The organism is Microbacterium laevaniformans, from assembly GCF_016907555.1.
GTDB lineage: Bacteria > Actinomycetota > Actinomycetes > Actinomycetales > Microbacteriaceae > Microbacterium > Microbacterium laevaniformans.
Map to the genome: position 1 here is coordinate 709,635 of NZ_JAFBCE010000001.1, position 24,920 is coordinate 734,554.

The 24,920-nt window shown below is 70.2% G+C and carries 21 protein-coding genes and 1 pseudogene; 16 read left to right on the plus strand and 6 right to left on the minus strand.

The window, feature by feature from the left end; genetic code table 11:
* Positions 1 to 14 precede the first annotated feature (14 nt).
* On the plus strand, positions 15 to 1,772 hold the full coding sequence (locus JOE53_RS03210; RefSeq protein WP_204946775.1) for a proline--tRNA ligase: 1,758 nt from the start codon (positions 15 to 17) through the stop codon (positions 1,770 to 1,772).
* 93 nt (positions 1,773 to 1,865) lie between these two features.
* Here the strand turns inward: JOE53_RS03210 and JOE53_RS03215 are convergent, their stop codons facing one another.
* Positions 1,866 to 3,254 carry an HNH endonuclease signature motif containing protein gene (locus JOE53_RS03215; RefSeq protein WP_233449470.1) on the minus strand — a complete coding sequence of 463 codons (1,389 nt, stop codon included), beginning with the start codon at positions 3,252 to 3,254 and terminating at the stop codon, positions 1,866 to 1,868.
* 185 nt (positions 3,255 to 3,439) lie between these two features.
* Between JOE53_RS03215 and JOE53_RS03220 the strand changes: the two genes are divergently transcribed.
* Both JOE53_RS03220 and JOE53_RS03225 read left to right on the plus strand, forming a co-directional pair.
* Entirely contained in the window at positions 3,440 to 5,077 is a 1,638-nt protein-coding gene (locus tag JOE53_RS03220) for a cellulase family glycosylhydrolase (protein WP_204946777.1), read from the plus strand.
* Between the two features lie 40 nt (positions 5,078 to 5,117).
* Complete coding sequence (locus JOE53_RS03225) at positions 5,118 to 6,173, plus strand: LOG family protein (protein WP_036289420.1); 1,056 nt, start codon at positions 5,118 to 5,120, stop codon at positions 6,171 to 6,173.
* Between the two features lie 32 nt (positions 6,174 to 6,205).
* Here the strand turns inward: JOE53_RS03225 and JOE53_RS03230 are convergent, their stop codons facing one another.
* From JOE53_RS03230 to JOE53_RS03240, 3 genes are all read right to left on the minus strand, one after another.
* Entirely contained in the window at positions 6,206 to 6,493 is a 288-nt protein-coding gene (locus JOE53_RS03230) for a hypothetical protein (protein WP_061682812.1), read from the minus strand.
* A gap of 62 nt (positions 6,494 to 6,555) precedes the next feature.
* Positions 6,556 to 7,347, minus strand: coding sequence for a DUF1206 domain-containing protein (locus JOE53_RS03235; RefSeq protein ID WP_061682811.1), 792 nt, complete (start codon positions 7,345 to 7,347; stop codon positions 6,556 to 6,558).
* The gene (locus tag JOE53_RS03240; protein ID WP_204946778.1) at positions 7,344 to 7,970 is read right to left on the minus strand and encodes an acetate uptake transporter family protein; all 627 of its coding nucleotides are present in this window, start codon (positions 7,968 to 7,970) and stop codon (positions 7,344 to 7,346) included. Before JOE53_RS03240 ends, JOE53_RS03235 begins: the two co-directional genes overlap by 4 nt.
* Before the next feature lie 106 nt (positions 7,971 to 8,076).
* Here JOE53_RS03240 and nusA point away from each other — a divergent pair, with 106 nt between their 5' ends.
* From nusA to rbfA, 4 genes are all read left to right on the plus strand, one after another.
* Positions 8,077 to 9,063 carry a transcription termination factor NusA gene (gene nusA, locus JOE53_RS03245; protein WP_204946779.1) on the plus strand — a complete coding sequence of 329 codons (987 nt, stop codon included), beginning with the start codon at positions 8,077 to 8,079 and terminating at the stop codon, positions 9,061 to 9,063.
* A 69-nt stretch (positions 9,064 to 9,132) separates the two neighbouring features.
* Positions 9,133 to 9,384 carry a YlxR family protein gene (locus JOE53_RS03250; RefSeq protein WP_204946780.1) on the plus strand — a complete coding sequence of 84 codons (252 nt, stop codon included), beginning with the start codon at positions 9,133 to 9,135 and terminating at the stop codon, positions 9,382 to 9,384.
* A 92-nt stretch (positions 9,385 to 9,476) separates the two neighbouring features.
* Complete coding sequence (infB, locus tag JOE53_RS03255; RefSeq protein ID WP_204946781.1) at positions 9,477 to 12,224, plus strand: translation initiation factor IF-2; 2,748 nt, start codon at positions 9,477 to 9,479, stop codon at positions 12,222 to 12,224.
* Positions 12,225 to 12,370: 146 nt separating this feature from the next.
* Positions 12,371 to 12,805, plus strand: a complete 435-nt coding sequence (gene rbfA / locus JOE53_RS03260; RefSeq protein WP_016463288.1) for a 30S ribosome-binding factor RbfA — start codon at positions 12,371 to 12,373, stop codon at positions 12,803 to 12,805.
* 10 nt (positions 12,806 to 12,815) lie between these two features.
* On the opposite strand, the gene JOE53_RS03265 is transcribed toward rbfA, so the two are convergent.
* A complete protein-coding gene (locus JOE53_RS03265; RefSeq protein ID WP_036289722.1) occupies positions 12,816 to 13,682 on the minus strand; it encodes an HhH-GPD family protein in 867 nt (288 codons plus the stop codon).
* Between the two features lie 251 nt (positions 13,683 to 13,933).
* Between JOE53_RS03265 and truB the strand changes: the two genes are divergently transcribed.
* Genes truB through JOE53_RS03285 form a run of 4 tightly spaced genes read left to right on the plus strand, consistent with a single transcriptional unit; the run spans position 13,934 to position 16,710 of the window.
* Positions 13,934 to 14,851, plus strand: coding sequence for a tRNA pseudouridine(55) synthase TruB (gene truB / locus JOE53_RS03270; RefSeq protein WP_204946782.1), 918 nt, complete (start codon positions 13,934 to 13,936; stop codon positions 14,849 to 14,851).
* A complete protein-coding gene (locus tag JOE53_RS03275) occupies positions 14,848 to 15,216 on the plus strand; it encodes a hypothetical protein (protein WP_204946783.1) in 369 nt (122 codons plus the stop codon). The genes truB and JOE53_RS03275 overlap by 4 nt, the downstream gene beginning before the upstream one ends.
* Positions 15,217 to 15,259: 43 nt before the next feature.
* Positions 15,260 to 15,766 carry a hypothetical protein gene (locus JOE53_RS03280; RefSeq protein WP_204946784.1) on the plus strand — a complete coding sequence of 169 codons (507 nt, stop codon included), beginning with the start codon at positions 15,260 to 15,262 and terminating at the stop codon, positions 15,764 to 15,766.
* Positions 15,763 to 16,710 carry a bifunctional riboflavin kinase/FAD synthetase gene (locus tag JOE53_RS03285; protein WP_204946785.1) on the plus strand — a complete coding sequence of 316 codons (948 nt, stop codon included), beginning with the start codon at positions 15,763 to 15,765 and terminating at the stop codon, positions 16,708 to 16,710. The genes JOE53_RS03280 and JOE53_RS03285 overlap by 4 nt, the downstream gene beginning before the upstream one ends.
* A gap of 21 nt (positions 16,711 to 16,731) precedes the next feature.
* Here JOE53_RS03285 and deoC read toward each other — a convergent pair whose 3' ends face one another.
* Positions 16,732 to 17,448: a deoxyribose-phosphate aldolase gene (gene deoC / locus JOE53_RS03290; protein ID WP_204946786.1), complete on the minus strand. Its 717-nt coding sequence runs from the start codon at positions 17,446 to 17,448 to the stop codon at positions 16,732 to 16,734.
* A gap of 102 nt (positions 17,449 to 17,550) precedes the next feature.
* Here deoC and JOE53_RS03295 point away from each other — a divergent pair, with 102 nt between their 5' ends.
* The 5 genes and pseudogenes from JOE53_RS03295 to JOE53_RS03315 all read left to right on the plus strand — a co-directional run bounded on the left by JOE53_RS03295 (position 17,551) and on the right by JOE53_RS03315 (position 24,766).
* Positions 17,551 to 17,760, plus strand: a complete 210-nt coding sequence (locus tag JOE53_RS03295) for a heavy-metal-associated domain-containing protein (RefSeq protein ID WP_005048740.1) — start codon at positions 17,551 to 17,553, stop codon at positions 17,758 to 17,760.
* Positions 17,761 to 17,775: 15 nt separating this feature from the next.
* Positions 17,776 to 20,075, plus strand: a pseudogene (locus JOE53_RS03300) (heavy metal translocating P-type ATPase).
* 206 nt (positions 20,076 to 20,281) lie between these two features.
* On the plus strand, positions 20,282 to 22,459 hold the full coding sequence (locus JOE53_RS03305; RefSeq protein WP_204946787.1) for a DEAD/DEAH box helicase: 2,178 nt from the start codon (positions 20,282 to 20,284) through the stop codon (positions 22,457 to 22,459).
* Between the two features lie 112 nt (positions 22,460 to 22,571).
* Positions 22,572 to 23,600 (plus strand): 6-phosphofructokinase, encoded by a 1,029-nt coding sequence (locus JOE53_RS03310; RefSeq protein ID WP_005048745.1) that lies wholly within the window; start codon positions 22,572 to 22,574, stop codon positions 23,598 to 23,600.
* 251 nt (positions 23,601 to 23,851) lie between these two features.
* Positions 23,852 to 24,766, plus strand: coding sequence for a PDDEXK family nuclease (locus JOE53_RS03315; protein WP_061682190.1), 915 nt, complete (start codon positions 23,852 to 23,854; stop codon positions 24,764 to 24,766).
* Positions 24,767 to 24,920 lie beyond the last annotated feature (154 nt).

Genomic DNA, 24,920 nt, shown 5'->3' on the forward strand with positions numbered 1-24,920 from the left:
TAGGCTTGACGCTCGTGGTCACCCGTCTGTCGAACTTCTTCCTCCGCACGCTTCGCGAAGACCCTTCGGATGCCGAGGTCACGAGCCATCGCCTGCTCGTGCGCGCCGGCTACATCCGCCGCCAGGCACCGGGAATCTTCGCGTGGCTGCCGCTGGGGCTGCGGGTCAAGTCGCGGATCGAGAACATCATCCGCGAGGAGATGGCGGCCGCCGGCGCACAGGAAGTGCACTTCCCGGCACTGATGCCGCGCGACCCCTATGAGGCGACCGGACGCTGGGAGGAGTACGGCGACGGCATCTTCCGTCTGAAGGACCGCAAGGGCGCCGATTACCTGCTCGCCCCGACGCACGAAGAGGCGTTCACGCTGCTGGTCAAGGACCTGTACGGCTCGTACAAGGATCTGCCCCTGACGATCTACCAGATTCAGGACAAGTACCGCGACGAGGCACGTCCGCGCGCGGGACTCCTGCGCGGCCGCGAGTTCACGATGAAGGACGCGTACTCCTTCGACTACACCGACGCCGGGCTCGACACCAGCTACATGGCGCAGCGCGACGCCTACGAGCGCATCTTCCAGCGGCTGGGGCTGGAGTACGTCATCGTCCAGGCGGATGCCGGGGCGATGGGCGGCTCGCGCAGCGAGGAGTTCCTGCACCCGACGGCGATCGGCGAGGACACGTTCGTGCGTTCGGCCGGCGGCTACGCGGCCAACGTGGAGGCGTTCGAGACCCTGGCGCCCGAGCCCATCGCGTTCGACGGGTTCGGCGAGCCGGTGATCTTCGACTCCCCGAACACGCCCACGATCGAGACGCTCGTGGCGCACACCAACGCCGTGCTCGACGGCGAGTACACCGCCGCCGACACCCTCAAGAACGTCGTCCTCGCGCTCACACACCTCGACGGCAGCCGCGAGCTCGTCGTCGTCGGTCTCCCCGGCGATCGCGACGTCGACGAGAAGCGCGTCGAGGTGGCGTTCGCGCCCGCCGAGGTCGAGCCCGCCACGCCCGAGGACTTCGAGAAGCACCCGCTGCTGGTCAAGGGGTACATCGGGCCGTGGTCTCCCCAGGGCGCGATCCTGGGCGAGGAGTCAGCCACCGGCATCCGCTACGTCCTCGACCCCCGCGTCGTGGACGGCACGCGCTGGATCACCGGTGCGAACATCGATCAGAAGCACGTGCACTCGCTCGTCGCCGGACGCGACTTCGCCGCCGACGGCTACGTCGAGGTCGCAACGGTGCGGCCGGGCGATCCGGCGCCCGATGGTTCGGGACCTGTCGAGCTTGCGCGCGGCATGGAGATCGGTCACGTCTTCCAGCTGGGGCGCAAGTACGCCGAGGCGCTGGGGCTGAAGGTGCTCGACGAGAACGGCAAGCTCGTCACCGTCACGATGGGCTCCTACGGCATCGGCGTCACGCGGATCCTCGCGATCATCGCCGAGCTGAACAACGACGACAAGGGCCTCATCTGGCCCGCAGCCGTCGCGCCGTTCGACGTGCAGGTCGTGGCGACGGGGCGGGATGCCGCGGCCTTCGAACTCGCCGAGAAGCTGTCGGCGGATCTCGATGCGGTCGGTCTCGACGTGCTCTACGACGATCGACCGAAGGTCTCGCCCGGCGTCAAGTTCGGCGACGCCGAGCTCGTGGGAGTGCCGCAGATCGTGATCGCCGGCCGGGGCGCCGCCGAGGGTGAGGTGGAGCTCTGGGATCGTCGCTCCGGCGAACGCACGCTCGTCTCGGCCGCCGAGGCCGTCACCCGCCTCGCCGCGCGCTGACCGTCGCTCGCACCGCTCGCACCGCTCTTCGAGGGGCCCGCGCGAGCCGCCCGCGTGGCGCACGTGCGCACACGTGCGTGTGGCGTGTGCGGGTCAGAACGGTGCCGCGCGGTCGTCCGACGGCGCTGCGCGCTCTGAGGGTTCCGCCGCTCGGAACACCGGCATGCGTCGTTCCGGCTCCACGAGATAGCGCCGGCCGTACGGCGACGTCCACTCCACGACACCGCCGCTGTCGGGGAGCTGCACCACCGTCCAGCCGCCGTGATGCTTCACCGTGTGGTGCCCGGCGCACAGGGGTGCGAGATTGTCGGCGGAGGTGTTCCCGCCGTCGAACCAGGCCACGGTGTGGTCGATGTCGCATCGCGAGGCGGGCATGACGCAGCCCGGAGCCATGCACCGTTCCGCCCGCCACCTGACGAGCCGACGCAACTCAGGCGGCGGGTCGTAGCGGTGGCGCCCGACCGACAGAACCGCGCCCGTCTCGGGGTGGGTCAGAACGCGCAGCCAGCTCGTGGCGCCGCCGCTGAGTCGTCGTGCCTGGTCGATCGGAACGGGACCCACACCTTCGACGGTGGCCGGCTCGGACGCCGCGCGGGAATCGTCGAGCAGCGACAGCACCGGCACTGTCACGACGACTGTCGGACGGATGCCCGCCACAGCCGGAGCGTGGCCGTCGCAGCGACCGTCGATGAGCAGATCGCCCAGAATGTCCGCGCGTACCTGGTCGAGCGTTCGCTCGTCGGGCGGAACCTCGTCTGCGGGCGCGGCGCCGGGGGTCGCCAGCGCGGCATCCGCCCCGCCACGACCGGTTCGATGGCCCGCGATGGCCTTTCCCATGCGGGTGAGGCGGTCGAAGATGGCGTGGGCCTCGACGCTCGGCAGATACGCGGTCAGGAGGGACATGCCGTCGCCCGCGGGGGCGACGGACACCCGCCGCTCGTCGACGGCGCGCGCATGCTTGTCGGCAAGGGCCTCTGCGGTCGCCGCGGTGGCCAGATCGCGCAGCCGGCGGCGGAAGGTTCCCGCGGGGAGGCGTTCGGCCAGCGACACCGCGTCATCGATCAGCCGCGACCCGATCGCGGGATCGACGCTGTCGAGCACGTCCACGAGGAAACGTGCGTGCTGGTCGGTGATGCGTGCCCCGTGAAGTGCATCCCATGCCGCCGGGTAGCGCTCGACCAACGCCGTCGCGCGGGCCATCAGATCGCCGGCCGCGTACTCGGTGATCCGAAGCGCCGCCGCCAGCTCGAGTCGCAGCGACCGGTCGATCATGTCGTCGGTGCACGCGTGCGGTGCCGCGGCGGCCATCGCATCGCTTCGCGCGGCGGCGACGCAGGCGTACTGCTCCGCCGTGTGGACGGCGACCACCGCGGCGATATCGGTGACCTGCGCGACGGGATCGCGCGGCGGCAGTGACGACTCGATCGCCACGATGTCCGCCCAGAAGCCGGGGTCCGGCTCGAGGTCGGTGTCGATGTTCATGATCCGAGTATAGAACATATGTTCTAATATGGGAAGCGTGTTGGGCCATGGTCGAGCAAGCGTTTGGGGACCAGCGGCGACGCGGCGAGCGCCGGGTCGCTACTCTGGGGGCGGCGAGATCGTCGACGATGCCACCTGTCGCGAGACGCCGACCACCCCCGCAGTTGGCATCGAAAGGAATGCGCATGCGCGATCGTCGTCGTCCCCTCGGCATCCGCCGCCTCATGAGCATCGCGGCGCTCGCCGTCAGCGCGGTGCTGGCCGTCGGCGCCGTGGCCCCGCTGTCGGCGCACGCCGCTGCGGACGGGTGGTGGCACACCTCGGGCTCGCGCATCGTCGCCGCGGACGGAAGCACCGTCACCATCAAAGCGGCGAACTGGTTCGGGCTGGAGACTCCCAACTGCGCGCCGCACGGGCTGTGGTCGATCACCCTCGACGAGGGCCTCGCGCAGATCGCGGCCATGGGGTTCAACACGGTGCGACTGCCGTACTCGAACCAGTGCCTCGCGGCATCCACGACATCGTCCATCGACGCCTCGCGCAACCCCGACCTGGTCGCGCTGACGCCGTTGCAGCTGATGGATGCGGTCATCGCCAAGGCGCGCGCCCACGGGCTGCGCGTCATCCTCGACCGTCACCGCATCGAGTCGTCGGGCCAGTCCGAGCTCTGGTACACCTCGACCTACAGCGAGAAGCGCTGGATCGACGACTGGGTCATGCTCGCGAACCGCTACCGCGATGACCCGACGGTGGTCGGCGCCGACCTCCACAACGAGCCGCACGGTTCCGCCTGCTGGGGGTGCGGCGATACCTCCCGCGACTGGTGGGCGGCGGCGACGCGCGCCGGCAATGCCGTGCTCGCCGCCAACCCCCGACTGCTGATCATCGTCGAAGGCGTGGAGCGCCAGAACGATGCCAGCACGACCTGGTGGGGAGGCGGCCTGAAGGATGCCGGCGCCAAGCCCGTGGTGTTCGCGACATCGAACCGGGTCGTCTATTCGCCGCACGAGTATCCCGCCTCGGTGTACGGGCAGTCGTGGTTCTCGGCGCCGAACTACCCCGCCAACCTGCCGTCGGTCTGGGACGCGAACTGGGGATATCTGGCCCGCACCGGCTCCGCGCCGATCTTCGTCGGGGAGTTCGGCACGAAGCTCGAGACGACGAGTGACGCCCAATGGTTGAGGGCTCTGGTGTCCTACCTGGGGACGAACGGCCTGAGCTTCGGCTACTGGTCGTTCAACCCGAACAGCGGCGATACCGGCGGGCTCGTCGCGGACGACTGGAAGACGCCGCAGACAGCAAAGCTCGCCGCGCTCGCGCCGGTGCTCGCCGGCGGGTCCGCCACCCCGATGCCATCGCCGACCGCGTCCGCCACCCGGACACCGTCGCCCACGCCTACGCCGTCGCCCACGCCCAGGACGTCGCCCACGCCTACGTCGTCGCCCACGCCTACGCCGTCGCCCACGCCCAGGACGTCGCCCACGCCCACGTCCCTCCCGTCCCCGGGCTCCGCACCGGTTTCCGCCACCTGGATGCTGCAGAGCGCGTGGCAGGACGGCTATGTGGCGGAGTTCTCCGTCAGCGCTTCTCGCGCGGTCGCCGGTTGGACGATCTCCTGGTCCAGCCCGGGAGCGACGCAGGTGGTCAACGCCTGGGGCATGTCGTGTACGGTCGCCTCCGGCTCCATCGCCTGTACCGGAAAGGACTGGGCCGGCGCGCTCGCCGCCGGTCAGAGCGTGCGCGTCGGCCTGCAGGTCGCCGCGGCTTCCGCGCCGGTGAGTCCGCGCCTGACGGTGGCGGGGAAAGAGACCCGCGTTCGGTGATCGTTCACCCGATAACCGTCGAGGATGCGAGGGTGGGGACATGGCAGAACGCTCCACGCTCCCTCCCGCGGTGACCGACGGCATCCGACGCCTGCTGGACGAGGCCGGCGTCGTCGAGGATGCAGATCTCATCGCACGCATCCTCGCGACGGGCGTCGGCATGGGTCTCGACCGCGCCGATCGCCTCGACCTCAAGATCACATCGGCTGCTCTCACCGAGATGCGCGCCGCGTTCCAACTGTTCGCGCCGTTTCGAGGTGTCCCGAAGGTGACGGTGTTCGGCTCGGCGCGCACGGCCCCGGACTCGCCGTTGTACCGGCTCACGGTGGAACTGACTGCAGCCCTCGCCGCTCGCGGCTGGATGACCGTGACCGGAGCAGGCCCGGGAATCATGCAAGCCGCCGCCGAGGGCGCCGGACCCACACACTCTCTCGGCGTCTCGATCCGCCTGCCGTTCGAGGAGAAACCGAACGCGATCATCGCCGCGCACGAGCGCAACGTCGCGATGAAGTACTTCTTCACCCGCAAGCTCATGCTCGTGAAGGAATCCAGTGGCTTCGTCTGCTTGCCGGGAGGCTTCGGCACGCTCGACGAGATGTTCGAGCTGCTGACGCTGCAGCAGACGGGAAAAGCCGTTCCCACGCCGATCGTGCTGCTCGATCGCCCGGGAGGCGCCTTCTGGGCGGGGCTGCGCCGCTTCGCCGATGAACAGCTCATTCCCGACGGCGTGATCTCCGCCGACGATCTCGATCGCGTCGTGATGACGGACTCGGTCGATGCCGCCGTCGAGGAGATCACGGGCTTCTATCGCAATTACGTCTCGTTGCGATGGGTCGGGCGACGCCTCGTGCTGCGGCTGCGCTCCGAACCGACGGATGCCGAGGTGTCGGCACTCAACGACAGGTTCGCGGATCTGCTCGCCGACGGTGCGATCGAGCGCCGCGGCCCGCTGAAAGCAGAGCGCGAGGACGAGGACGACCTCGCGGCACCGCGCCTCGTCATGACGTTCGCACAGCGCCGCGTCGGTGATCTGCATCACCTGATCCGCGCCGTCAACGCCCTGCCGAGCGCGCCTGCCGAAGCGCGTCCCGCCTGATCAGGCCGACGGGAGCCGGCCCGATGCGGTCCTCAGCACATCAGCTTGCCGTGGTTCATCGTGTCGTCGGGGGCGTCGCGAGTGACCAGAGCCTTGAGCATGCCGGCCGCCATGACGAGCCTGCCGTGGGCGGGTTCCCAGAACTCCGTCTCGACCGGTGTGACTTTCAGCAGTGCGATGTCGGGCGTGTCGAGTCGCGTGCTCATCGGCCGGCTGGCGAGGCGTCCCGCGGCATCCACGGTGGTGAGCATGGTGATGTCGATGTCCTCGACGAGTGCCTTCACGCGGTCGCGGGCCTCGGTTCCAGTGATTTCGCTCATGCCCCGAGCCTGCCCGCCCGCCCACGGCCGCCCCAGGGCCTTGACAGCCGGTCCCGCAGGCCTCAGAGCCGCGCGTAGCGCGCCCGAAAGCCGCAGAAGACGCCGTAGGCCACCAGCCCGATCCCGAGGGTCACGGCGATGGCGCGCCCGGCCGGCAGTGTGAGCAGTCCGTCGACGGCGCTGTCCAGGCCGCCCGCACGTGCGGCATCCGCATGGGCGGCGGCCACGAGCAGCAGGACGCCGAGGATGCCGAGCGCGGCCCCCTTGGCGATGAAGCCCGCGACCCCCAGCGAGCGGACCAGCGTGCCGAGCGCGGATCGCGGGATGGACATGCGCTTTTCGAACGAGCGACGCACGCCCATCACGACGAAGACCACACCGGCCACCGCGATGCCCACTCCGACGGCGGCCAGGACGAATGGCCCACCCGTCATCGCGAGGATGCCGCGACTGGCCGCCCGCGCGCTCCCATCGGCATCGGGCGCCGCGCCCAGGGCGATCGAGGCGGCGAGCGTGCCGACGGCGGCGAAGACGATGCCCTGGCTCCACTCCGAGGCCCGCCGCCCCCAGCGCCCGTCGCCGCGAGCCGTGATGCCCGCGGCCAGATGCCACAGCGCCAGGCCCCAGAGGCCGATCGCGATCGCCCACACCAGAACGGCGCCCCACGGTACCGCGGCGACCGTCCGGAGCGCGCCGACCTGATCGGCCTCGCCCCGACCGCCGGCCGCGATGGCGACGACCAGGGTGCCGATCAACGCATGGACGAGGCCGTTGGCGGCGAAGCCGGCCCGCGCGAGTGCCTGCACCAGCGGGTGGCGCCGCGTCGCGGCAGCCGCGCGGCGGGCGTCGTTCACGGGTGTTCGGCGGGCACGTCGCCCCGGCGGATCCACGGCGGCCCGAGGGGGACGATGTGGCGGCCCATCGTGCGCCAGGCGAACTTGTCCACGAGCATGTAGAACGCCAGCGCCGACGCGCCGATCAGCAGCCATGCTCCGACGGTGCCCAGCGTCGCCGCGCCGGCAAAGGCGGCGACCGCTTCCAGTGCCAGGCCTCCCGCCACGAGCAGCAGTGTCAGGGGCAGTGCCGAATTGTGAGTGGCGCCGGCGAAGGTGAACCCGAGCGCGAGCACCGCGAACATCATCGAGAACAGGGGGCGCGCCGGGCCCGACACCTCGAAGAATCCGAGCTCCCCGCCGAGGAGGAATCCGGGCATGCAGATCCAGTACCACCCGAAGGCGTTGTAGACGATGAAATGGAAGTCGTCGCCGACGAAGTAGGAGAGCATTCCCGCGATCACCTGGACGACACCCCCGAACACCGCGCCCACCCAGAACACCGCGCTCTCGTTCTGCACACCCAGATGCGCCAGCTGAGCGGTGAGGGTCGCGATCACGAACCCCAGCAGGCCGATCAGACCGGGGTCGGCGCGCCGCGGCTCCGGGACCACGTGTGCGCGGGCGGGGACTGTGGCATCCATTCCGTCAGTATGCACGGCCGCGGAGTCCGCCAGCGGAGGCCATCGGGTAAAATCGGCCGGGTGACCGAGGGTGACCTCGCGTCGAGAGCTGAATAGGGAGGCACCTGTGGACATCGATCTGGGACTGCTACGGACGGTCGAGCGCGAGAAGGAGATCCCGTTCGACGAACTGGTCGGGATCATCGAGCAGGCGATTCTCACCGCCTACGCCAAGCACACCTCTCCAGACGGGGAGCTTCCCGAGGGCGCACGTGCGCTCCTGGACCGCAAGACCGGTCACGTCGCCGTCTACATTCCCCTGCGCGACGAGGACGGCGCGATCATCGGCGAGGAGGAGTCGACGCCCGAGGACTTCGGCCGCATCGCCGCCTACGCCGCCAAGCAGGTGATCGGCCAGCGTCTGCGTGACATCGCCGATGACGCCATCCTGGGCGAGTTCCGGGGCAAGGAGGGCGACATCGTCGCCGGTGTGATCCAGCAGGGGCCCAACCCCCGCATGGTCCACGTCGACCTCGGCACCGTCGAGGCCATCCTTCCGCCCGAGGAGCAGGTCGCCGGTGAGCAGTACGCCCATGGCTCACGTCTGCGCGTCTACGTGACGTCGGTGTCGAAGGGCACCAAGGGTCCGCAGATCACCGTCTCGCGCACCCACCCCGGCCTTGTCCGCAAGCTCTTCGCCCTCGAGGTGCCGGAGATCGCGTCGGGGCTCGTGGAGATCACCTCTCTCGCACGTGAGGCCGGCCATCGCACCAAGGTCGCGGTCACGGCCAAGGATCCGGCGATCAACGCCAAGGGCGCCTGCATCGGCGAGCTCGGACGACGCGTGCGCGCCGTCACCGAAGAGCTGGGCGGCGAGAAGATCGACATCGTCGACTACGACCCGGAGCTCGCGAAGTTCGTCGCCAACGCCCTGTCGCCCGCCAAGGTCACGTCCAGCTTCGTGCTGGACGCCGGCACCAAGGCGGTGCGCGCGCTCGTTCCCGATTATCAGCTGTCGCTCGCCATCGGCAAGGAGGGTCAGAACGCCCGCCTGGCCGCGAAGCTCACCGGCGCCAAGATCGACATCCAGCCCGACTCGATCCTCGAGTCGTGACCGAGAGATCCGGCCCGGCTGCTCGCTCTCGCCCCGCATCGCAATCTCCGCGTGGCGAGTGGGGGTAAGATGGATCCTGTTCGAACGTGCGTGGGATGCCGCGCGCGCGTCTCCCGGTCCAGCCTCCTGAGGGTGGTGGACAGGGGCGGTGTCCTCGTCGCCGACGAGAAAGCCGTCCTCCCCGGGCGAGGTGCGTGGGTGCATGACACGGATGCGTGTGTGGATGCCGCGATCCGGCGCCGCGCCTTCGGACGAGCACTGCGTGTGTCGGGACCACTCGACACGCAGACCTTTCAGAACACCCACCAGCGAAACGGCTGAACGGCTATGGACACAAAGTGAACGGCTCGAAATGAGACCCGTCCGCAAGTAACGGTCTGCCCTGTCCGGGGGAGACCTCAGACAGGAGAATTGTGGCAAACCCACGCGTGCACGAGATCGCTTCGGAGATCGGCGTCGACAGTAAAGTCGCCCTCGCGAAGCTGAAGGAGCTCGGCGAATACGTCAAGAGCCCCTCATCGACCATTGCGCCCCCGGTGGCGCGCAAGCTCCGCGCGGCCCTCGAGGCCGAGGGTGCAGCGAAGAAGCCGGCGGACTCCGCTGCCGCCCCGGCGGCGGGCGCGGCTCCCAAGGCCCCCACGCCGGGCGCTCGCCCGGCGGCGCGTCCCGGACCGGCGAAGCCCGCCGCACCGGCCACGCCCGCCGCGGCCGCCACGCCGGCTCCCGCGACGCCGGCGGCTCCCGCCGCTCCGGCTGCTCCCGCGGCCGCTGAGGCGGCACCCGCCGCACCGGCGACCCCTGGTGCCAGCACCCCGCAGGCACCGCGTCCGGGCGGTGCACCGCGACCGGGCAACAACCCCTTCTCGTCCGCGCAGGGCATGGGGCAGCGCCCCGCCGGCCCGCGTCCCGGCAACAACCCCTTCGCGTCCGCGCAGGGCATGGGCCAGCGCCCGACGCCGGGCAACATCCCGCGTCCGCAGGCCCCTCGCCCCGGCGCGCCGCGTCCGGGTGCCCCGCGTCCCGGTGGCGCCGGTCGGCCCGGCGGCGGTGGCCGTCCGGGTGCACCGTTCCAACAGCGTCCCGGTGGTCCGGGTCGTCCCGGTGGTGCCGGTGGATTCCAGCGCCCCGGCGGCACGGGCGGACCGGGAGCTCCCGGCGGTTTCGCGGGTCGTCCGGCCGGTGGCGGCGGTCGTGGCCGTGGTCCCGGCGGCGGCACCGCTGGTGCCTTCGGTAAGGGTGGCGGCAAGAGCAAGCAGCGTAAGTCGCGTCGTGCGAAGCGGCAGGAATTCGAGATGCGGTCGGCGCCCGTCGTCGGCGGCGTCAACGTCCAGAAGGGCAACGGCGAGATCATTCGCCTGCGCCGCGGTGCATCCATCGCCGACTTCGCGGACAAGCTCGAGGCCCTGCGCGGTTACACCGTGCAGCCCGGAACGCTCGTGACGATCCTCTTCAACCTGGGCGAGATGGCCACGGCGACGGAGTCGCTCGATGAGGCCACCTTCGAGGTGCTCGGTGCCGAGCTCGGTTACAAGATCCAGATGGTCTCGCCCGAGGACGAGGACAAGGAGCTCCTCGAGGGCTTCGGTCTCGACCTGGAGGCCGAACTGGCGGCGGAGAGCGAGGACGACCTCGAGATCCGTCCTCCGGTGGTGACCGTCATGGGCCACGTCGACCACGGTAAGACGCGACTGCTCGACGCGATCCGCCAGACCAACGTGGTCGCGGGCGAAGCCGGTGGCATCACCCAGCACATCGGTGCCTACCAGGTGTGGACCGAGCACGAAGGCATCGAGCGCGCCATCACCTTCATCGACACCCCCGGTCACGAGGCGTTCACCGCCATGCGTGCCCGTGGTGCGCAGGTCACCGACATCGCGATCCTCGTGGTCGCCGCCGACGACGGCATCATGCCGCAGACGGTGGAAGCCCTCAACCACGCGCAGGCCGCAGGCGTGCCGATCGTGGTCGCGGTGAACAAGGTCGACAAGCCCGACGCGAACCCCGCGAAGGTGCGCCAGCAGCTCACCGAGTACGGGCTGGTCGCCGAGGAGTACGGCGGGGACGTCATGTTCGTCGACGTGTCGGCGCGTCAGGGCACGAACATCCAGGCGCTTCTGGATGCCGTCCTGCTGACGGCCGACGCCGGGCTCGACCTCACGGCGAACCCGAACAAGGCCGCCCGCGGTGTCGCGATCGAAGCGAAGCTCGACAAGGGCCGCGGTTCGGTGGCGACGGTGCTCATCCAGTCCGGGACGCTCCGCGTCGGCGATGCGATCGTGGCGGGAACGGCCTACGGTCGCGTCCGCGCCATGATCGACGAGAACGGCGACGCGGTCGACGAGGCCTACCCCTCGCGTCCCGTCCAGGTGCAGGGTCTGAACTCGGTGCCCCGCGCCGGCGACGTCTTCATCGTCACCGAGGAGGACCGCCTGGCTCGCCAGATCGCCGAGAAGCGCGAGGCCGCCGAGCGCAACGCTCAGCTGGCCAAGGCCCGCAAGCGCATCTCGCTCGAGGACTTCACCCGTGCTCTCGAAGAGGGCAAGGTCGAGTCGCTCAACCTCATCATCAAGGGCGACGTCTCCGGTGCCGTCGAGGCGCTGGAAGAGTCGCTGCTGAAGATCGAGGTCGACGACAGCGTCCAGCTGCGCATCATCCACCGCGGCGTCGGCGCGATCACCGAGTCGGACATCAACCTCGCCACGATCGACAACGCGATCGTGATCGGCTTCAACGTCCGTCCCGACACCAAGGCCCGCGAGCGTGCCGCCCGCGAGGGCGTGGACGTGCGCTTCTACTCGGTCATCTACAACGCGATCGACGACGTCGAGCAGTCGCTCAAGGGCCTGCTCAAGCCGGAGTTCGAAGAGGTGCAGTCGGGTGTCGCCGAGATCCGCGAGGTGTTCCGCTCCTCGAAGTTCGGCAACATCGCCGGTGTCATCGTGCGCTCGGGAACGATCACGCGCAATGCCAAGGCTCGCGTCATCCGCGACGGCGTCGTGGTGGCCGACGGCCTGGCCATCGAGTCGCTGCGCCGCTTCAAGGACGACGTCACCGAGGTCCGCACCGACTTCGAGGCCGGTATCGGACTGGGCAAGTACAACGACATCCAGGTCGGCGACGAGATCGAGACGACCGAGATGGTGGAGAAGCCGCGAGGCTGATCCTCCCTCCTTGGCTGCGGCTGCGCCGGTCGCGCCGCGGAGGCAAGAGCGGGGCCCCTACCCCGATTGCCTCCGCGACGCGGCCGGGTCCGCCTTTGCCGTGACTGCGGTGCAGCCGCATTGCTGTGGTGTGAAGGGAAGAGAAGATGTCGAACGAACGGCAGGCGAGACTCGCCGACCGCATCCGCGTGCTCATCGCCGAGCGGCTCGAGAAGGGGCTGCGCGACCCGCGCCTCGGCTTCGTGACGATCACCGACGTGCGCGTCACGGGCGACCTGCAGCACGCTTCGGTGTTCTACACGGTGTACGGCGACGACCAGGCGCGCGAGGACTCCGCCGCTGCGCTCAAGGCCGCGACCGGCATGCTGCGCAGCGAGGTGGGCAAGCGTCTCGGCATCCGTCTCACCCCGTCGCTGGAGTTCATCCCCGACGCGCTTCCCGAGAACGCGGGACACATCGCGCAGCTGCTGCGCGAAGCGCAGGAGCGCGATGCGGCCGTGGCAGGACTTGCGGCCGGGGCCGCGTACGCGGGTGATGCCGACCCGTACGTCAAGCCGCGTGAGGACGACGACGAGGACTGAGCCTCACCGCTCACTGCGGCAGGCGCAGGTTGCCGTCGACGACCTCGACGAGTCCGTCGACGATGAGCGAGTCGATCGCACGATCACGTTGCGCGGGAGTCGGCCAGTCGGCGGCGACGTCGTCGGCGGGCAGCGCATGTGACGGCGCCGCCCGCAGGGCGTGCAGCACCGCTCCGCGCGCCTGACGGTCGCTGCCCTCGTAGGCAGCCTGCTTGCGGCGCAGATCGCCGGTGTCGGGGTAGCCCGCGGCGCGCCAGGCGCAGAGCGCGGAGATCGGACACACGTCGCATCGCGCTGCACGCGCGGTGCACACGAGCGCGCCGAGCTCCATCATGGCGGCGTTCACGATCGCGGCATCCTGATCGTCGCGCGGAAGCAGCGCCGTCATCGCCGCCAGATCACCGCGAGCCGGCGGTCCCGGCTGAGAGCGTCCGTCGACGGCCCGCGCGATGACGCGCCGGGTGTTCGTGTCGACCACCGGGTGACGCTCGCCGTAGGCGAACACGGCCACGGCACGCGCCGTGTAGTCGCCGATGCCCGTCAGGGCGAGAAGGGCCTCGACCTCACGCGGCACGACCCCGTCGTGACGGTCGCGGATCTCCACCGCGGCGCGGTGCAGCCACAGCGCCCGCCGCGGGTAGCCGAGGTTCGCCCACTGTGCGACGGCCGCGGCGGGCGGATCGGCGGCCAGAGCCGTGGGTGTCGGCCAGCGCGTCAGCCAGGCTTCGAGCAGCGGGATGACGCGTGCCACCGGCGTCTGCTGCAACATGAACTCGCTCACCAGCACACCCCAGGCCCCGAACCCCTCCGCGCGCCAGGGCAGATCGCGGGCGTTGTCGCGGTACCAGGCGATGAGCGGCGTCGCGAGGTCGGGCATCGCACCAGCCTACGGTCGCCGACGCGTTGCGTATTCAGTCTCCGCACGATCGCGGCATCCGCGCTCCCGCGACTTCTCGACGATCCGCACTCTGCCGCGGCAGCGCGGACTGAACACGGAACAGGCCGGACGGCAGGGGAGAAGAGGCGAGGCAGACGGGGCCACAGCGTGACGCGGGGCCACCCTGTGATGTGGGCCGTTGCGGTGCGCGCAGACACGGCGAGATGTGGCGCCGCGCCTAGGCTGGAGCAATGCCCGCTTCTCTGCTTGCTGCCCCCAACGGCGTCCTCCTCGTGGACAAGCCGCAGGCGATCACGAGCCACGACGTGGTCGCACGGGCGCGCCGCGCCCTGAACACCCGCAAGATCGGACACGCCGGCACGCTCGACCCGATGGCCACCGGGCTGCTCATCCTGGGGGTCGGACCGGCGACCCGGCTGCTCACCTTCATCGTCGGGCTCGGCAAGACGTACGAGGCCACCGTGCTGCTGGGCGTTGCGACCGACTCCGACGACGCGGACGGCATCGAGACCGCGTGGGCGGATGCCGAGGCCCTCGCGGCCGTGACCGACGAGCGCATCGCCGCCGGCATCGCGGCGCTCACGGGCGAGATCGATCAGGTTCCGAGCACCGTGTCGGCGATCAAGGTCGCCGGCAGACGCGCCTACGACCTCGCCCGAGCGGGAGAGAGCGTCGAGCTGGCAGCCCGCCGGGTGACGGTCGATCGTTTCGACATCGTCCGCCGCCGCGACACCGCCGAGGGGCGCATCGAACTCGACGTCGTCGTCGATTGTTCCAGCGGCACGTACATCCGCGCCCTGGCGCGCGATCTCGGCGCCGCTCTGGGAGTCGGCGGCCACCTGACGGCGCTGCGGCGCACGCGCATCGGCGCGTTCGAGGTGCGCGACGCCGTCTCCGAGATCGCTGCGGACGCGCCGCTGCTGTCGCCGGCGCAGGTCGCGGCATCCGTGCTCGGTGCCCTCCCCGTCACTGCGGACGAAGCGCGCGACCTCCGCCACGGCAAGTGTCTGGTCGGCGCGGCACCGCGGCTGGAGGGGGCGATGTCACCGACGCCGGCGGCGATCGATCCCGACGGCCGGCTCGTCGGGATCGTCGAGCGACGCGGTGCCGACATCAAGAGCACGATGAACATGGCGGAGGACGCATGATCGAGTGGTTCGCCATCGTGCAGGTCGCCGTCGCCGTCGTGGCGGGACTCGTCGCGATCATCCTCGGACTCGCCGGCCGTCGACCGAGCGATCTCACTGTCGGCGCGATGGCGCTGATCCTGCTGCTCCTGCTCGCCCAGGTGGTCATCGCGATCGTCGCCCCCCTCGTCGGCAACCCGCCGGCCGGCAGTGCGCTGGAGTTCTGGGTCTACCTCGTCTCGGCCGTGCTCATCCCCCCGGCATCCGTCATCTGGGCGCTCATAGAACGCAGCCGCTGGAGCACGGTGATCATGGGCATCGCTGCGTTGTCGGTCGCGGTCATGGTGTGGCGCATGCAGGTCATCTGGACCACCGCGGGCATGTGAGTCCGCCGCTGCCGCGGAGGCGGGCGCCTATCATTGACAGGTCATGACTGCGCCACACACCGACGCCGCCGCCTCGACCCGGATGACGGGAATCGGGCGCGTGCTCGTCGTCGTCTACGCGGTCATGGCGCTGGCGGCAACCGGACGCTCGTTCGTTCAGATCGTGCAGGACTTCGCCGCCGCGCCGCTGGCGTACACCCTGTCGGCGGCGGCGGCCGTCGTCTACGTGCTCGCTACCGTTGCCCTCGTCAAGTCGGACAGCCGCCGGTGGTACCTCGTGGCCTGGGTGGCGATCTGCTTCGAGCTGGCAGGCGTGCTCATCGTCGGAACGCTCAGCCTCACGCATCCCGAGCTCTTCCTCCACGACGCGACCGTCTGGTCCGGCTATGGCTTCGGCTACTTCTGGGTGCCGCTCGTGCTGCCGTTCGTCGGTCTGTGGTGGCTGCGCAGCGGAGGCCGCGAGCGCGCCGAAGAGGTGGATGCCGCGGCAGCCGCGTGCGACGAGGCGGGCCTTGGCGCCGCGCGCACCGAGGGGAGCTCCAGCTGGTGATCGTCTTTCACGACCCCGCGGAGGTGCCGGCCGGGTTCGGCCCCAGCGTCGTCGCGATCGGCAAGTTCGACGGCGTGCACTCCGGACATCGTGCGGTGATCGACCGTGCGCGTGTCGCCGCGGAGGATGCCGGGGCGCGGGTGGTGGCCGTCACATTCGATCGCAACCCCTTGAGCCTGCTGCGCCCCAAACGGTGCCCGCAGCCCGTGTGCAGCCTCCCGCAGAAGCTCGACCTGCTCGCCGCCGCCGGGGTCGACGCCACCCTCGTGCTCCGCTTCGACGAGGCGCTGGCCTCTCTCGATCCCCGTGCCTTCGTCGAGCATGTGCTCGTCGGCCTGGGAGTGGTCAACGTGATGGTCGGCGACGACTTCCGCTTCGGCAACGGGGGAGCGGGCGATCCCGACACCCTGGTGCGCCTGGGGGCGGAGTACGGCTTCCACGTCGATGTCGTCGGGGACGTGCAGGGCGGAGGCCGCCGTGTGTCGTCCACGTGGGTGCGGGATCTGCTCGCAGCGGGCGACGTCGAGGGCGCCGCGCGCCTGCTGGGACGTCCCCACGCGGTGCAGGGCGAGGTCGTGCACGGCCTCAAGCGCGGCCGCGAGCTCGGCTACCCGACCGCGAACCTGTCACCCGATGCACAGGGTTTCATCCCGGCCGATGGCGTGTATGCCGGGTGGCTCGTCGACCTCGGCACCGACGGTGCGACGGTGACGACCCGCTACCCGGCGGCGATCTCGGTGGGGACCAACCCGACGTTCGATGATGTTCCGACGCGCCAGGTCGAGGCGTACGTGCTGGATGAGACGGGGCTCGACCTCTACGGGCATCGCGTGCAGATCCGGTTCACGAACCGCATCCGCGGCATGGTCGCCTTCGAGGGGATCGAGGCGCTCATCGCCCAGATGGACGACGACGTCACCCGGGTGCGTGCCGCGCTCGGCTGAGCCGCGCGCACCCGGGCGGGGTCAGTACGACGAGGTGTCGACGGCGCCCGACGCCTGCTCGCCGGCATCCACACGGCGCGCCTCGCCGAGGATGACGGCGCTGCCGCTGGTGCCGAGCCGGGTCGCCCCGGCGGCGAGCATCGCGAGGGCGTCGGCGTAGCTGCGCACCCCGCCGGAGGCCTTCACCTGCACGTCCGGGCCGACGCTGGAGCGCATGAGCTCGACATGGGGGACGGTCGCCCCGCCGCCGGCGAAGCCCGTGGAGGTCTTGACGAAGTCGGCGCCACCGGCTTCGGTCAGTCGGCTGCCGCGGGCGATCTGCTCGTCGTCCAGGAGTGAGGTCTCGAGGATGACCTTCGTCACCTTGCCGGCCGCGGCCGCGACCACCGCCTGGATGTCGGCGACGACGGCGTCGTCGAAGCCCGAGCGCAGGGCGCCGATGTTGATCACCATGTCGAACTCGACCGCACCGTCGGCGAGGGCCTGGCGGACCTCGGCGACCTTCGCGGCGCTGGAGGTGGTGCCGTGCGGAAAGCCGATGACGGTGCCGACGGTGACGCCGGTGCCCGCCAGACGCTCGACGGCGTGCGCGATGTCGCTCGGGCGGACGCACACGCTGAACACGCGCCATTCGGCGGCGATGTCGAGTTCGGCGTCGACATCGGCGCGCGTCATTTCGGGCTTCAGGATGGCGTGATCGATCGTCGCGGCAAGGTCGCGTTCGGTGATGCTGAACATGTTCCCAGCCTACGCCAGCACTGTGCGGGAATACCCCAGGGGGGTATCATGGTTGTCATCGACAGCCGACGCCGATCCGCGCCGTCGGCGAAAGGAGTTCCCATGTCCACGCACACGTACGCCGTCGAGGGGATGACCTGCGCCCACTGCGCCGGGGCGGTCACCCGTGAGGTCCGGAAGGTCGACGGCGTGACCGATGTCGCCGTCGACGTCACCGAGGGCACGCTCACCGTCACCGTCGAGGGCGCCGCGCCCGATGACGAGATCGCCGCCGCCGTCGACGAGGCCGGTTACGCCGTCGTCGCACGCTGACGCGAGGGGACGATCATGGAGGCGATCACGTCGGACGCCGAGCCGCGGGCAGAGGCGGTGCTGGAGATCGAGGGCATGACCTGCGCGAGCTGTGTCGCGCGCGTCGAGAAACGGCTGGAGCGGATCGACGGCGTCTCGGCATCCGTGAATCTCGCGACCGAGTCCGCGCGGGTGGATTACCCGAGCGGTGTCGATGCCGCGGCTCTCATCGCCGCGGTGCGCGAGGCGGGGTATGACGCCCGCGTGCGCCAGCGCGGCGGGCACGCACACGAGGCGGTGCACGCCTCCGCGACGGGAGCGCACGACGAGCACGGCTCGCAGGGGGGCATGTCCATGATGTGGAGGACCGGCCGGGCGCGACACCGCTGATGACCCGACTGTGGGTGAGCGCCGCGCTGGCCGTTCCGGTCGTCGTGCTGGGCATGATCCCGGCGTGGCACTTCCCGGGCTGGCAGTGGGTTTCATTCGTCCTGGCGGTGCCGGTCGTGGTGTGGGGCGGGTGGCCTTTCCACCGCGCGACGATCGCGAACGCGCGTCACGGCGCGATGACGATGGACACGCTCATCACACTCGGCACGGGAGCGGCGACACTGTGGAGCATCTGGGCGCTGTTGTTCGGAACCGCCGGACGGCTCGACATGCGCCACGAGGGAGGCACGTTCGCTCCTGTCCACGACCCCTCCTCGTTGGTGTACTTCGAGGTCGCCGCGGTGGTGACGGTGTTCCTCCTGCTCGGACGTGTCATCGAGCAGCGTTCGAAGCGCACCGCCGGCGCAGCCGTGCGCGCGCTCATGGAACTGTCCGCTCGCGACGTCAAGCTCGAGGACGGCCGCCGCGTGCCGATCGAGATGCTCCGTGTCGGCGACGCCTTCGTCGTGCGCCCGGGGGAGAAGGTCGCGACCGATGGCGTCGTCCGCAGCGGACAGGCGTCGATCGACGAGAGCATGATCACGGGGGAGTCCGTTCCCATCGATGTGGAGGCCGGTTCCGCCGTCACCGGCGGCACCATCGCCGCCGACGGCCGCCTCGTCGTGGAGGCGACCTCGATCGGTGACGACACCCGCCTCGCCCGGATGGCTCGGCTCATCGAAGACGCGCAAGCCGGAAAGAGTCGCGTCCAGCGCCTGGCCGATCGCATCTCGGGGATCTTCGTTCCCGTGGTCATCGGCCTCTCCCTCCTCACGCTGCTCGTGTGGCTGCTGGTGGGAGGATTCACCGGCCAAGCGCTCGCCTCGGGCTTCACCGCCGCCGTCGCGGTGCTCATCATCGCCTGCCCCTGCGCGCTCGGGCTGGCGACGCCCATCGCGATCCTCGTCGGCACCGGACGCGGCGCGCAACTGGGCGTCTTGATCACAGGCCCCGAAGCGCTCGAGGCCGCCGACAGGATCGACACGGTGATCCTCGACAAGACCGGTACCGTCACCGAGGGGGCGATGACGGTCGCCGCCGTCACGCCGATCGGCGGAGCCGACATCGCCATGGTGCGACTGCTTGTCGGCTCGCTGGAGAGGGCGTCCGAGCATCCCGTCGCGCGCGCCGTCGCAGCGCTCGCCGAGAACCCTCGGGAGGTCAGCGACTTCGCCGGGCGTGCCGGGCTCGGCGTGACCGGTGTCGTCGACGGTCACCGCGTGTTCGCGGGTCGACCGGCGTTCGCCCTCGATCAGGCCGCCGCGTCCGACCCGGAGCGGGCCGCTGCGGTGGAGGACGCCGTCGATCGCGCGCAGCGAGGCGGTGCGACCGCGATCGTCGCCGGGTGGGACGGCCGTATCAACGCTGTCATCGCCGTCGCCGACACCGTTCGTCACGACAGTGCTCAGACGGTCACGGCGCTGCGGGAGATGGGCCTCGAGGTCGTGCTGTTGACCGGCGACAATGCGGGCGCCGCGCGGGCGGTCGCCGGTGCCGTCGGCATCCGCGAGGTCATCGCCGGCGTGCTCCCGGAGGGCAAGGTCGCCGAGGTCGAGCGGCTGCGTGCCGTCGGACACCGGGTCGCCATGGTGGGCGACGGTGTCAACGACGCGGCCGCGCTGGCGACCGCCGATCTCGGCATCGCGATGGGGTCGGGGACGGATGCCGCGATGCATGCGAGCGACATCGCGGTCACCGGCAGCGGCTTGTCACCGGTGCTCACCGCGATCCGCCTCAGCCGGCGCACCATGCGCATCATCCGCGGCAACCTCTTCTGGGCCTTCGCCTACAACGTCGCCGCCCTGCCGTTGGCAGCGCTCGGCGTGCTCAATCCGATGATCGCCGGAGCGGCCATGGCCTTCTCGAGCGTCTTCGTCGTCCTCAACAGCCTGCGGCTGCGCCGGTGACCCGGCCGCCGCTCGCGGCGATGGGGGAGGGCGCGCTAGACTGAGGGGGAGGTCCGCGCCGTTCGTCGCCGCAGCTCGCAGAAGCGAGTACCCGCAGCCGAAGGATACGCGCCTCGCCCTACCCCGCGGCGACCGCTGCGGAATGACTGACCGGTCATCCGACCGGACCCACGCCGGTCTTCCGGCGCTTCACGCTCAGGAGGAGCATGCCGACCACGGCATCCACTGCCACCTCGTCACGCCGACGCGGCTCGTCCCATCGCGGCTCGTCCGCCCGTCGCGACGACGACGCCCCGCTGATCCCGATCCTCGCCCGCAAAGTGCGCGAGGTCGAGGCGAAGGCCCAGAAGGGCAAACTCGGTCCGACCAACCGTGTCAAGTTCCAGGTCATCGCCTTCCTCGTCCGCGAGGAGCGCGCGCGCGTCAAGGCCGACGAGACCGTGCCCACCGCAGCGCGTGCCGAGCTGCTCAAGCGCCTCGACGGCGTTGCGACGATCCTCGCCAAGACCGCGGCCCGCGACACCTCGCTGATCCAGCTGCTCGAGGTCGACCAGGCCACCTCGCCGGTCGCCAAGCGCATGCGCCGCGACTGGCTGCTCGAGTCGGGGGCGGAGCTGCCCGATGACGAGCTCATCATCACCGACGCCGCGCCCGCCGCTCAGGGGTGGGGACAGACTCCCGTCGTGCCCGCGGCGCTCGCCGAGCGCCAGGTCGTGCCGCCGCAGATCGAGGCGCGCCGTGAGGCGAACCCGTTCCTGGCTCCCGACGTGGCACTGCGCGCACCGGCATCCACCGCCCGCCGCCGGCTGGACGGCTGGGAGCTGATGGGGCCGCTGTACAAGGCGTTCGAGATCGGGGCCGGCGGCGCGAGCGCCTCCATGGAGCTTCCGCCCGTTCCCGAGTTCGATCGGATCTCGCCCAAGGGGCTCGAGATCATGCCGCACCAGTCGCGCTTCCTGGAGGCCGTGCGCGCCGGTCACCGGTCGTTCCTGCTGGCCGACGAGCCGGGCCTCGGCAAGACCGCACAGTCGGTGCTGGCCGCCTCCGTCGCCGATGCGTATCCGCTGCTGGCGGTCGTGCCCAATGTCGTCAAGATGAACTGGGCGCGTGAGGTCGAGCGGTGGACGCCGCAGCGACGTGCGACCGTCATCCACGGCGACGGCGACACCGTCGACGCGTTCGCCGACGTCTTCATCGTCAATTACGAGGTGCTCGATCGGCACCTGTCCTGGCTCGGCTCGCTCGGCCTGAAGGGCATGGTCGTCGACGAGGCCCACTTCATCAAGAACCTCAGCTCGCAGCGTTCCCAGAACGTGCTCGCCCTGGGCGGGCGCATCCGCGAGCAGGTGCGCAACCCGCTGATGCTCGCCCTCACGGGAACGCCGCTGATCAACGACGTCGAGGACTTCGACGCGATCTGGCGCTTCCTCGGCTGGACCAACGGCGAGAAGCCGGGCCCCGAGCTCATGGAGAAGCTCGACGCGACGGGATTCACGCCGGCGGACAAGGCTTTCTACCCCGAGGCGCGCGACGCCGTGATCTCGATGGGCATCGTCCGTCGCAAGAAGAAGGACGTCGCAGCCGACCTTCCCGACAAGCTCGTCGCCGACCTGCCGGTGGAGCTCGACGACGAGTTCGGACGCTCCATCCGCGAAGCCGAGCGTGAGCTCGGGTCGCGCCTGGCGGCCAAGTACCGCCGCATCATCGAAGCGCGCGGCGACAAGGTGCTCATCGGCGAGGTCGACGAGGACATCGTCCGCCTCGTCGCGCACGGCGAGCTCGAAGAGGCGAAGGCGTCGGCCTCCGGCGCGGACAACGTCTTCACGATGGTCCGCAAGATCGGTCAGGCCAAGGCGCACCTCGCCGCCGACTATGCCGTGCAGCTGCAGCGCTCGGTCGGCAAGGTGGTGTTCTTCGCGAAGCACATCGACGTGATGGATGCCGCAGAGGCGCACTTCGCGGCATCCGGCCTGCGGACGATCTCGATCCGCGGTGATCAGACGACGACCGCCCGCCAGCAGGCCATCGACGCCTTCAACACCGACCCCGGTGTGGCGATCGCCGTCTGTTCGCTGACGGCGGCCGGCGTCGGACTGAACATGCAGGCGGCATCCAACGTCGTTCTCGCCGAGCTCTCCTGGACCGCCGCCGAGCAGACCCAGGCGATCGATCGGGTGCACCGCATCGGTCAGGACGAGCCCGTCACGGCATGGCGGATCATCGCCGCGCACACGATCGACACGAAGATCGCGGAGCTGATCGACTCGAAGCAGGGGCTCGCCCAGCGCGCCCTGGACGGCGCCCAGCTGGACCCCACCTCGAGCGATTCCGTGCAGCTGTCGGCGCTCATGCACCTGCTGCGCCAGGCGCTCGGCGCCGCCTGAGGCGGGCCGGGATTATCGACGGCGGATGCGGTGGCATCCGCCGTCGATACGGCGATAGTGTCGAGGAGGCAGCGTCGCCGAATCACATCCCGAATCACCAAAGGATCTCCACATGAAGATCGGTATCCTCACCAGCGGCGGAGACTGCCCCGGACTGAACGCGGTCATCCGCGGTGTGGTCCTCAAGGGCACCACGAACTACAACATCGAGTTCGTCGGCATCCGTGACGGCTGGCGTGGCGTCGTCGACGGCGACTTCTTCCCGCTGACCCGGCACGAGGTCAAGGGCCTCTCGAAGGTCGGCGGCACGATTCTCGGCACGAGCCGCACCAACCCCTACGAGGGTCCCCGCGGCGGCGCGGAGAACATCGCGAAGACACTCTACGGCCACCACATCGACGGGATCATCGCCATCGGTGGCGAGGGCACGCTCGCCGCGGCCAACCGGCTGTGGAACGACGGCATCAATGTCATGGGCGTGCCCAAGACGATCGACAACGACCTCCGCGCCACCGACTACTCGTTCGGCTTCGACACCGCCGTCAACATCGCCACCGACGCCATGGATCGCCTGCGCACCACCGGAGACTCGCACCAGCGCTGCATGGTCGCCGAGGTCATGGGTCGGCACGTGGGGTGGATCGCCCTGCACTCCGGCATCGCGGCCGGTGCGCACGTGATCTGCATCCCCGAGGTGCCCATGTCGATCACCGAGATCGCCGCGCAGGTGCAGAAGGCGCATGACCGCGGTCGCGCGCCGCTCGTCGTCGTCTCGGAGGGCTTCACGCTCACGGGCATGGACGAAGCCTTCAGCGACAAGGGGCTCGACGCCTTCAACCGCCCTCGCCTGGGCGGCATCAGCGAGGTCCTGGCGCCCGAGATCGAGCGTCTGACCGGCATCGAGACGCGTGCGACCGTGCTCGGTCACATCCAGCGCGGCGGCTCGCCCTCCGGTTTCGACCGGGTGCTGGCGACGCGCCTGGGTCTGCATGCCGCAGACTCCGTCTACGAGCAGGCCTGGGGCCAGATGGTCTCGCTGAAGGGCACCGACATCGTGCGGGTGCCGTTTGCGGAGGCTCTCGGTGAGCTGAACACGGTGCCGATCTACCGCTACGAAGAGGCCGCCGCGCTCTTCGGCTGAGCCCGCCACCGGGACACCGCAGATTCCGTGTCCCACTTTTCGCTGGCGTTGTCCCACTTCCGCCGTGCCGTGTCCCGCTTTCTGCTGTGCAGGAGGCCACCGGACAGCAGGAAGTGGGACACGTCCTGCGAGGGTCACTCTCACTGACCACGCCCTACGCAGGTTCCTCCCCGGCCGCGTCGGGCTCCGAGGTTTCCACCGTTCGGTGCTCAGCCACCAGAGCATCGCTGCGCACGGGTGACGCTTGCGCGATGACGACCTCGAGCGACCTGCCGCTGAGTCTGCCGGACGCGTTCACCGTCGCGCAGGCGCGAGATGCGGGCGTGAGCCCCGGGCGGCTGCGGGGACGCGATCTGTCGCGTCCCTTCCACGGCGTCCGCGCGCGAGCGGAGCCCACTCCTGGCTCGCTCGAGGCATCGTGTCGGGCGCTGCTGCCGAGGCTGCGCATCGGGCAGTTCTTCAGCCACGAGACCGCCCTGTATCTTCTCGGAGTGCCTCAGCCGGAGTGGCCGTATGAGCCGACCATCCACGTGTCCACCCACCGTCCTGCGCGCGAACCCCGTACTCACGCCGTGGTGGGTCATCGGCTGCAGCTGCGAACGCCGGCCCAGACGACGGTGGGCGGGATGCCGGTCGAGCACCCGGCGCGTGCCTGGCGTCAAACGGGCACGCTCTGGCGGCTCGACGACCTCGTTGCCGCGGCAGATCACCTGATCTCAGGCCGGAGCCCGCTGGCGAGTGCGGCCGAGCTTCGCGGTGAGATCGAGGTGATGGGCGACGTGCGCGGCGGAATTCTCCGCAGGGCGCTGGCGCTCGCTCGCGGTGGCGTGCGCTCTCCTCGCGAAACGCGCTTGCGACTGCTGCTGAGTCGCGCGGGCCTGCCGGAGGCCGAGGTGGCCTGGAACCTGTTCGACGATCGGGGGACGTTCGTCGCGGAGCTCGATCTGGCCTTTCCCCGCTACCGTCTCGCGGTCGAGTACGACGGCCGCGTCCACGCTGACGATGCGCGTCAGTTCGCGCGCGACGCCGACCGGTGGGCGGCCATTCGCGGCCTGGGTTGGCAGCACGAGCGCGTGCTGGCTCATCACCTCGTCGGCGATGGCCGGCTCGCGGTCGCGATGGTACGAGACGCCCTGCAGCGTGCGGGGTGGACGCCCGGGCGCTGACGCCGGGGCACAGAGGCGCGGCGCCGGAGCTGTGTGTCCCACATCCTGCTGCCTGGGAGCGCTGTCAAGCACAGATAGTGGGACACGCCTCGGCATAAGTGGGACACGCCTCGGCATAAGTGGGACACGCCTCGGCATAAGTGGGACATGCCGC

What these genes read in the sequence shown, in the direction of transcription:
- truB (WP_204946782.1), top strand. Translation starts at nt 13,934, where the DNA reads ATGCCCGCTTCTCTGCTTGCTGCCCCCAACGGCGTCCTCCTCGTGGAC.
- JOE53_RS03310 (WP_005048745.1), top strand. Translation starts at nt 22,572, where the DNA reads ATGAAGATCGGTATCCTCACCAGCGGCGGAGACTGCCCCGGACTGAAC.
- JOE53_RS03305 (WP_204946787.1), top strand. Translation starts at nt 20,282, where the DNA reads ATGCCGACCACGGCATCCACTGCCACCTCGTCACGCCGACGCGGCTCG.
- JOE53_RS03315 (WP_061682190.1), top strand. Translation starts at nt 23,852, where the DNA reads ATGACGACCTCGAGCGACCTGCCGCTGAGTCTGCCGGACGCGTTCACC.
- rbfA (WP_016463288.1), top strand. Translation starts at nt 12,371, where the DNA reads ATGTCGAACGAACGGCAGGCGAGACTCGCCGACCGCATCCGCGTGCTC.
- JOE53_RS03295 (WP_005048740.1), top strand. Translation starts at nt 17,551, where the DNA reads ATGTCCACGCACACGTACGCCGTCGAGGGGATGACCTGCGCCCACTGC.
- JOE53_RS03275 (WP_204946783.1), top strand. Translation starts at nt 14,848, where the DNA reads ATGATCGAGTGGTTCGCCATCGTGCAGGTCGCCGTCGCCGTCGTGGCG.
- JOE53_RS03280 (WP_204946784.1), top strand. Translation starts at nt 15,260, where the DNA reads ATGACTGCGCCACACACCGACGCCGCCGCCTCGACCCGGATGACGGGA.
- JOE53_RS03265 (WP_036289722.1), bottom strand. Translation starts at nt 13,682, where the DNA reads ATGCCCGACCTCGCGACGCCGCTCATCGCCTGGTACCGCGACAACGCC.
- JOE53_RS03230 (WP_061682812.1), bottom strand. Translation starts at nt 6,493, where the DNA reads ATGAGCGAAATCACTGGAACCGAGGCCCGCGACCGCGTGAAGGCACTC.
- JOE53_RS03250 (WP_204946780.1), top strand. Translation starts at nt 9,133, where the DNA reads ATGGATCCTGTTCGAACGTGCGTGGGATGCCGCGCGCGCGTCTCCCGG.
- JOE53_RS03220 (WP_204946777.1), top strand. Translation starts at nt 3,440, where the DNA reads ATGCGCGATCGTCGTCGTCCCCTCGGCATCCGCCGCCTCATGAGCATC.
- JOE53_RS03215 (WP_233449470.1), bottom strand. Translation starts at nt 3,254, where the DNA reads ATGAACATCGACACCGACCTCGAGCCGGACCCCGGCTTCTGGGCGGAC.
- JOE53_RS03240 (WP_204946778.1), bottom strand. Translation starts at nt 7,970, where the DNA reads ATGGATGCCACAGTCCCCGCCCGCGCACACGTGGTCCCGGAGCCGCGG.
- JOE53_RS03225 (WP_036289420.1), top strand. Translation starts at nt 5,118, where the DNA reads ATGGCAGAACGCTCCACGCTCCCTCCCGCGGTGACCGACGGCATCCGA.
- deoC (WP_204946786.1), bottom strand. Translation starts at nt 17,448, where the DNA reads ATGTTCAGCATCACCGAACGCGACCTTGCCGCGACGATCGATCACGCC.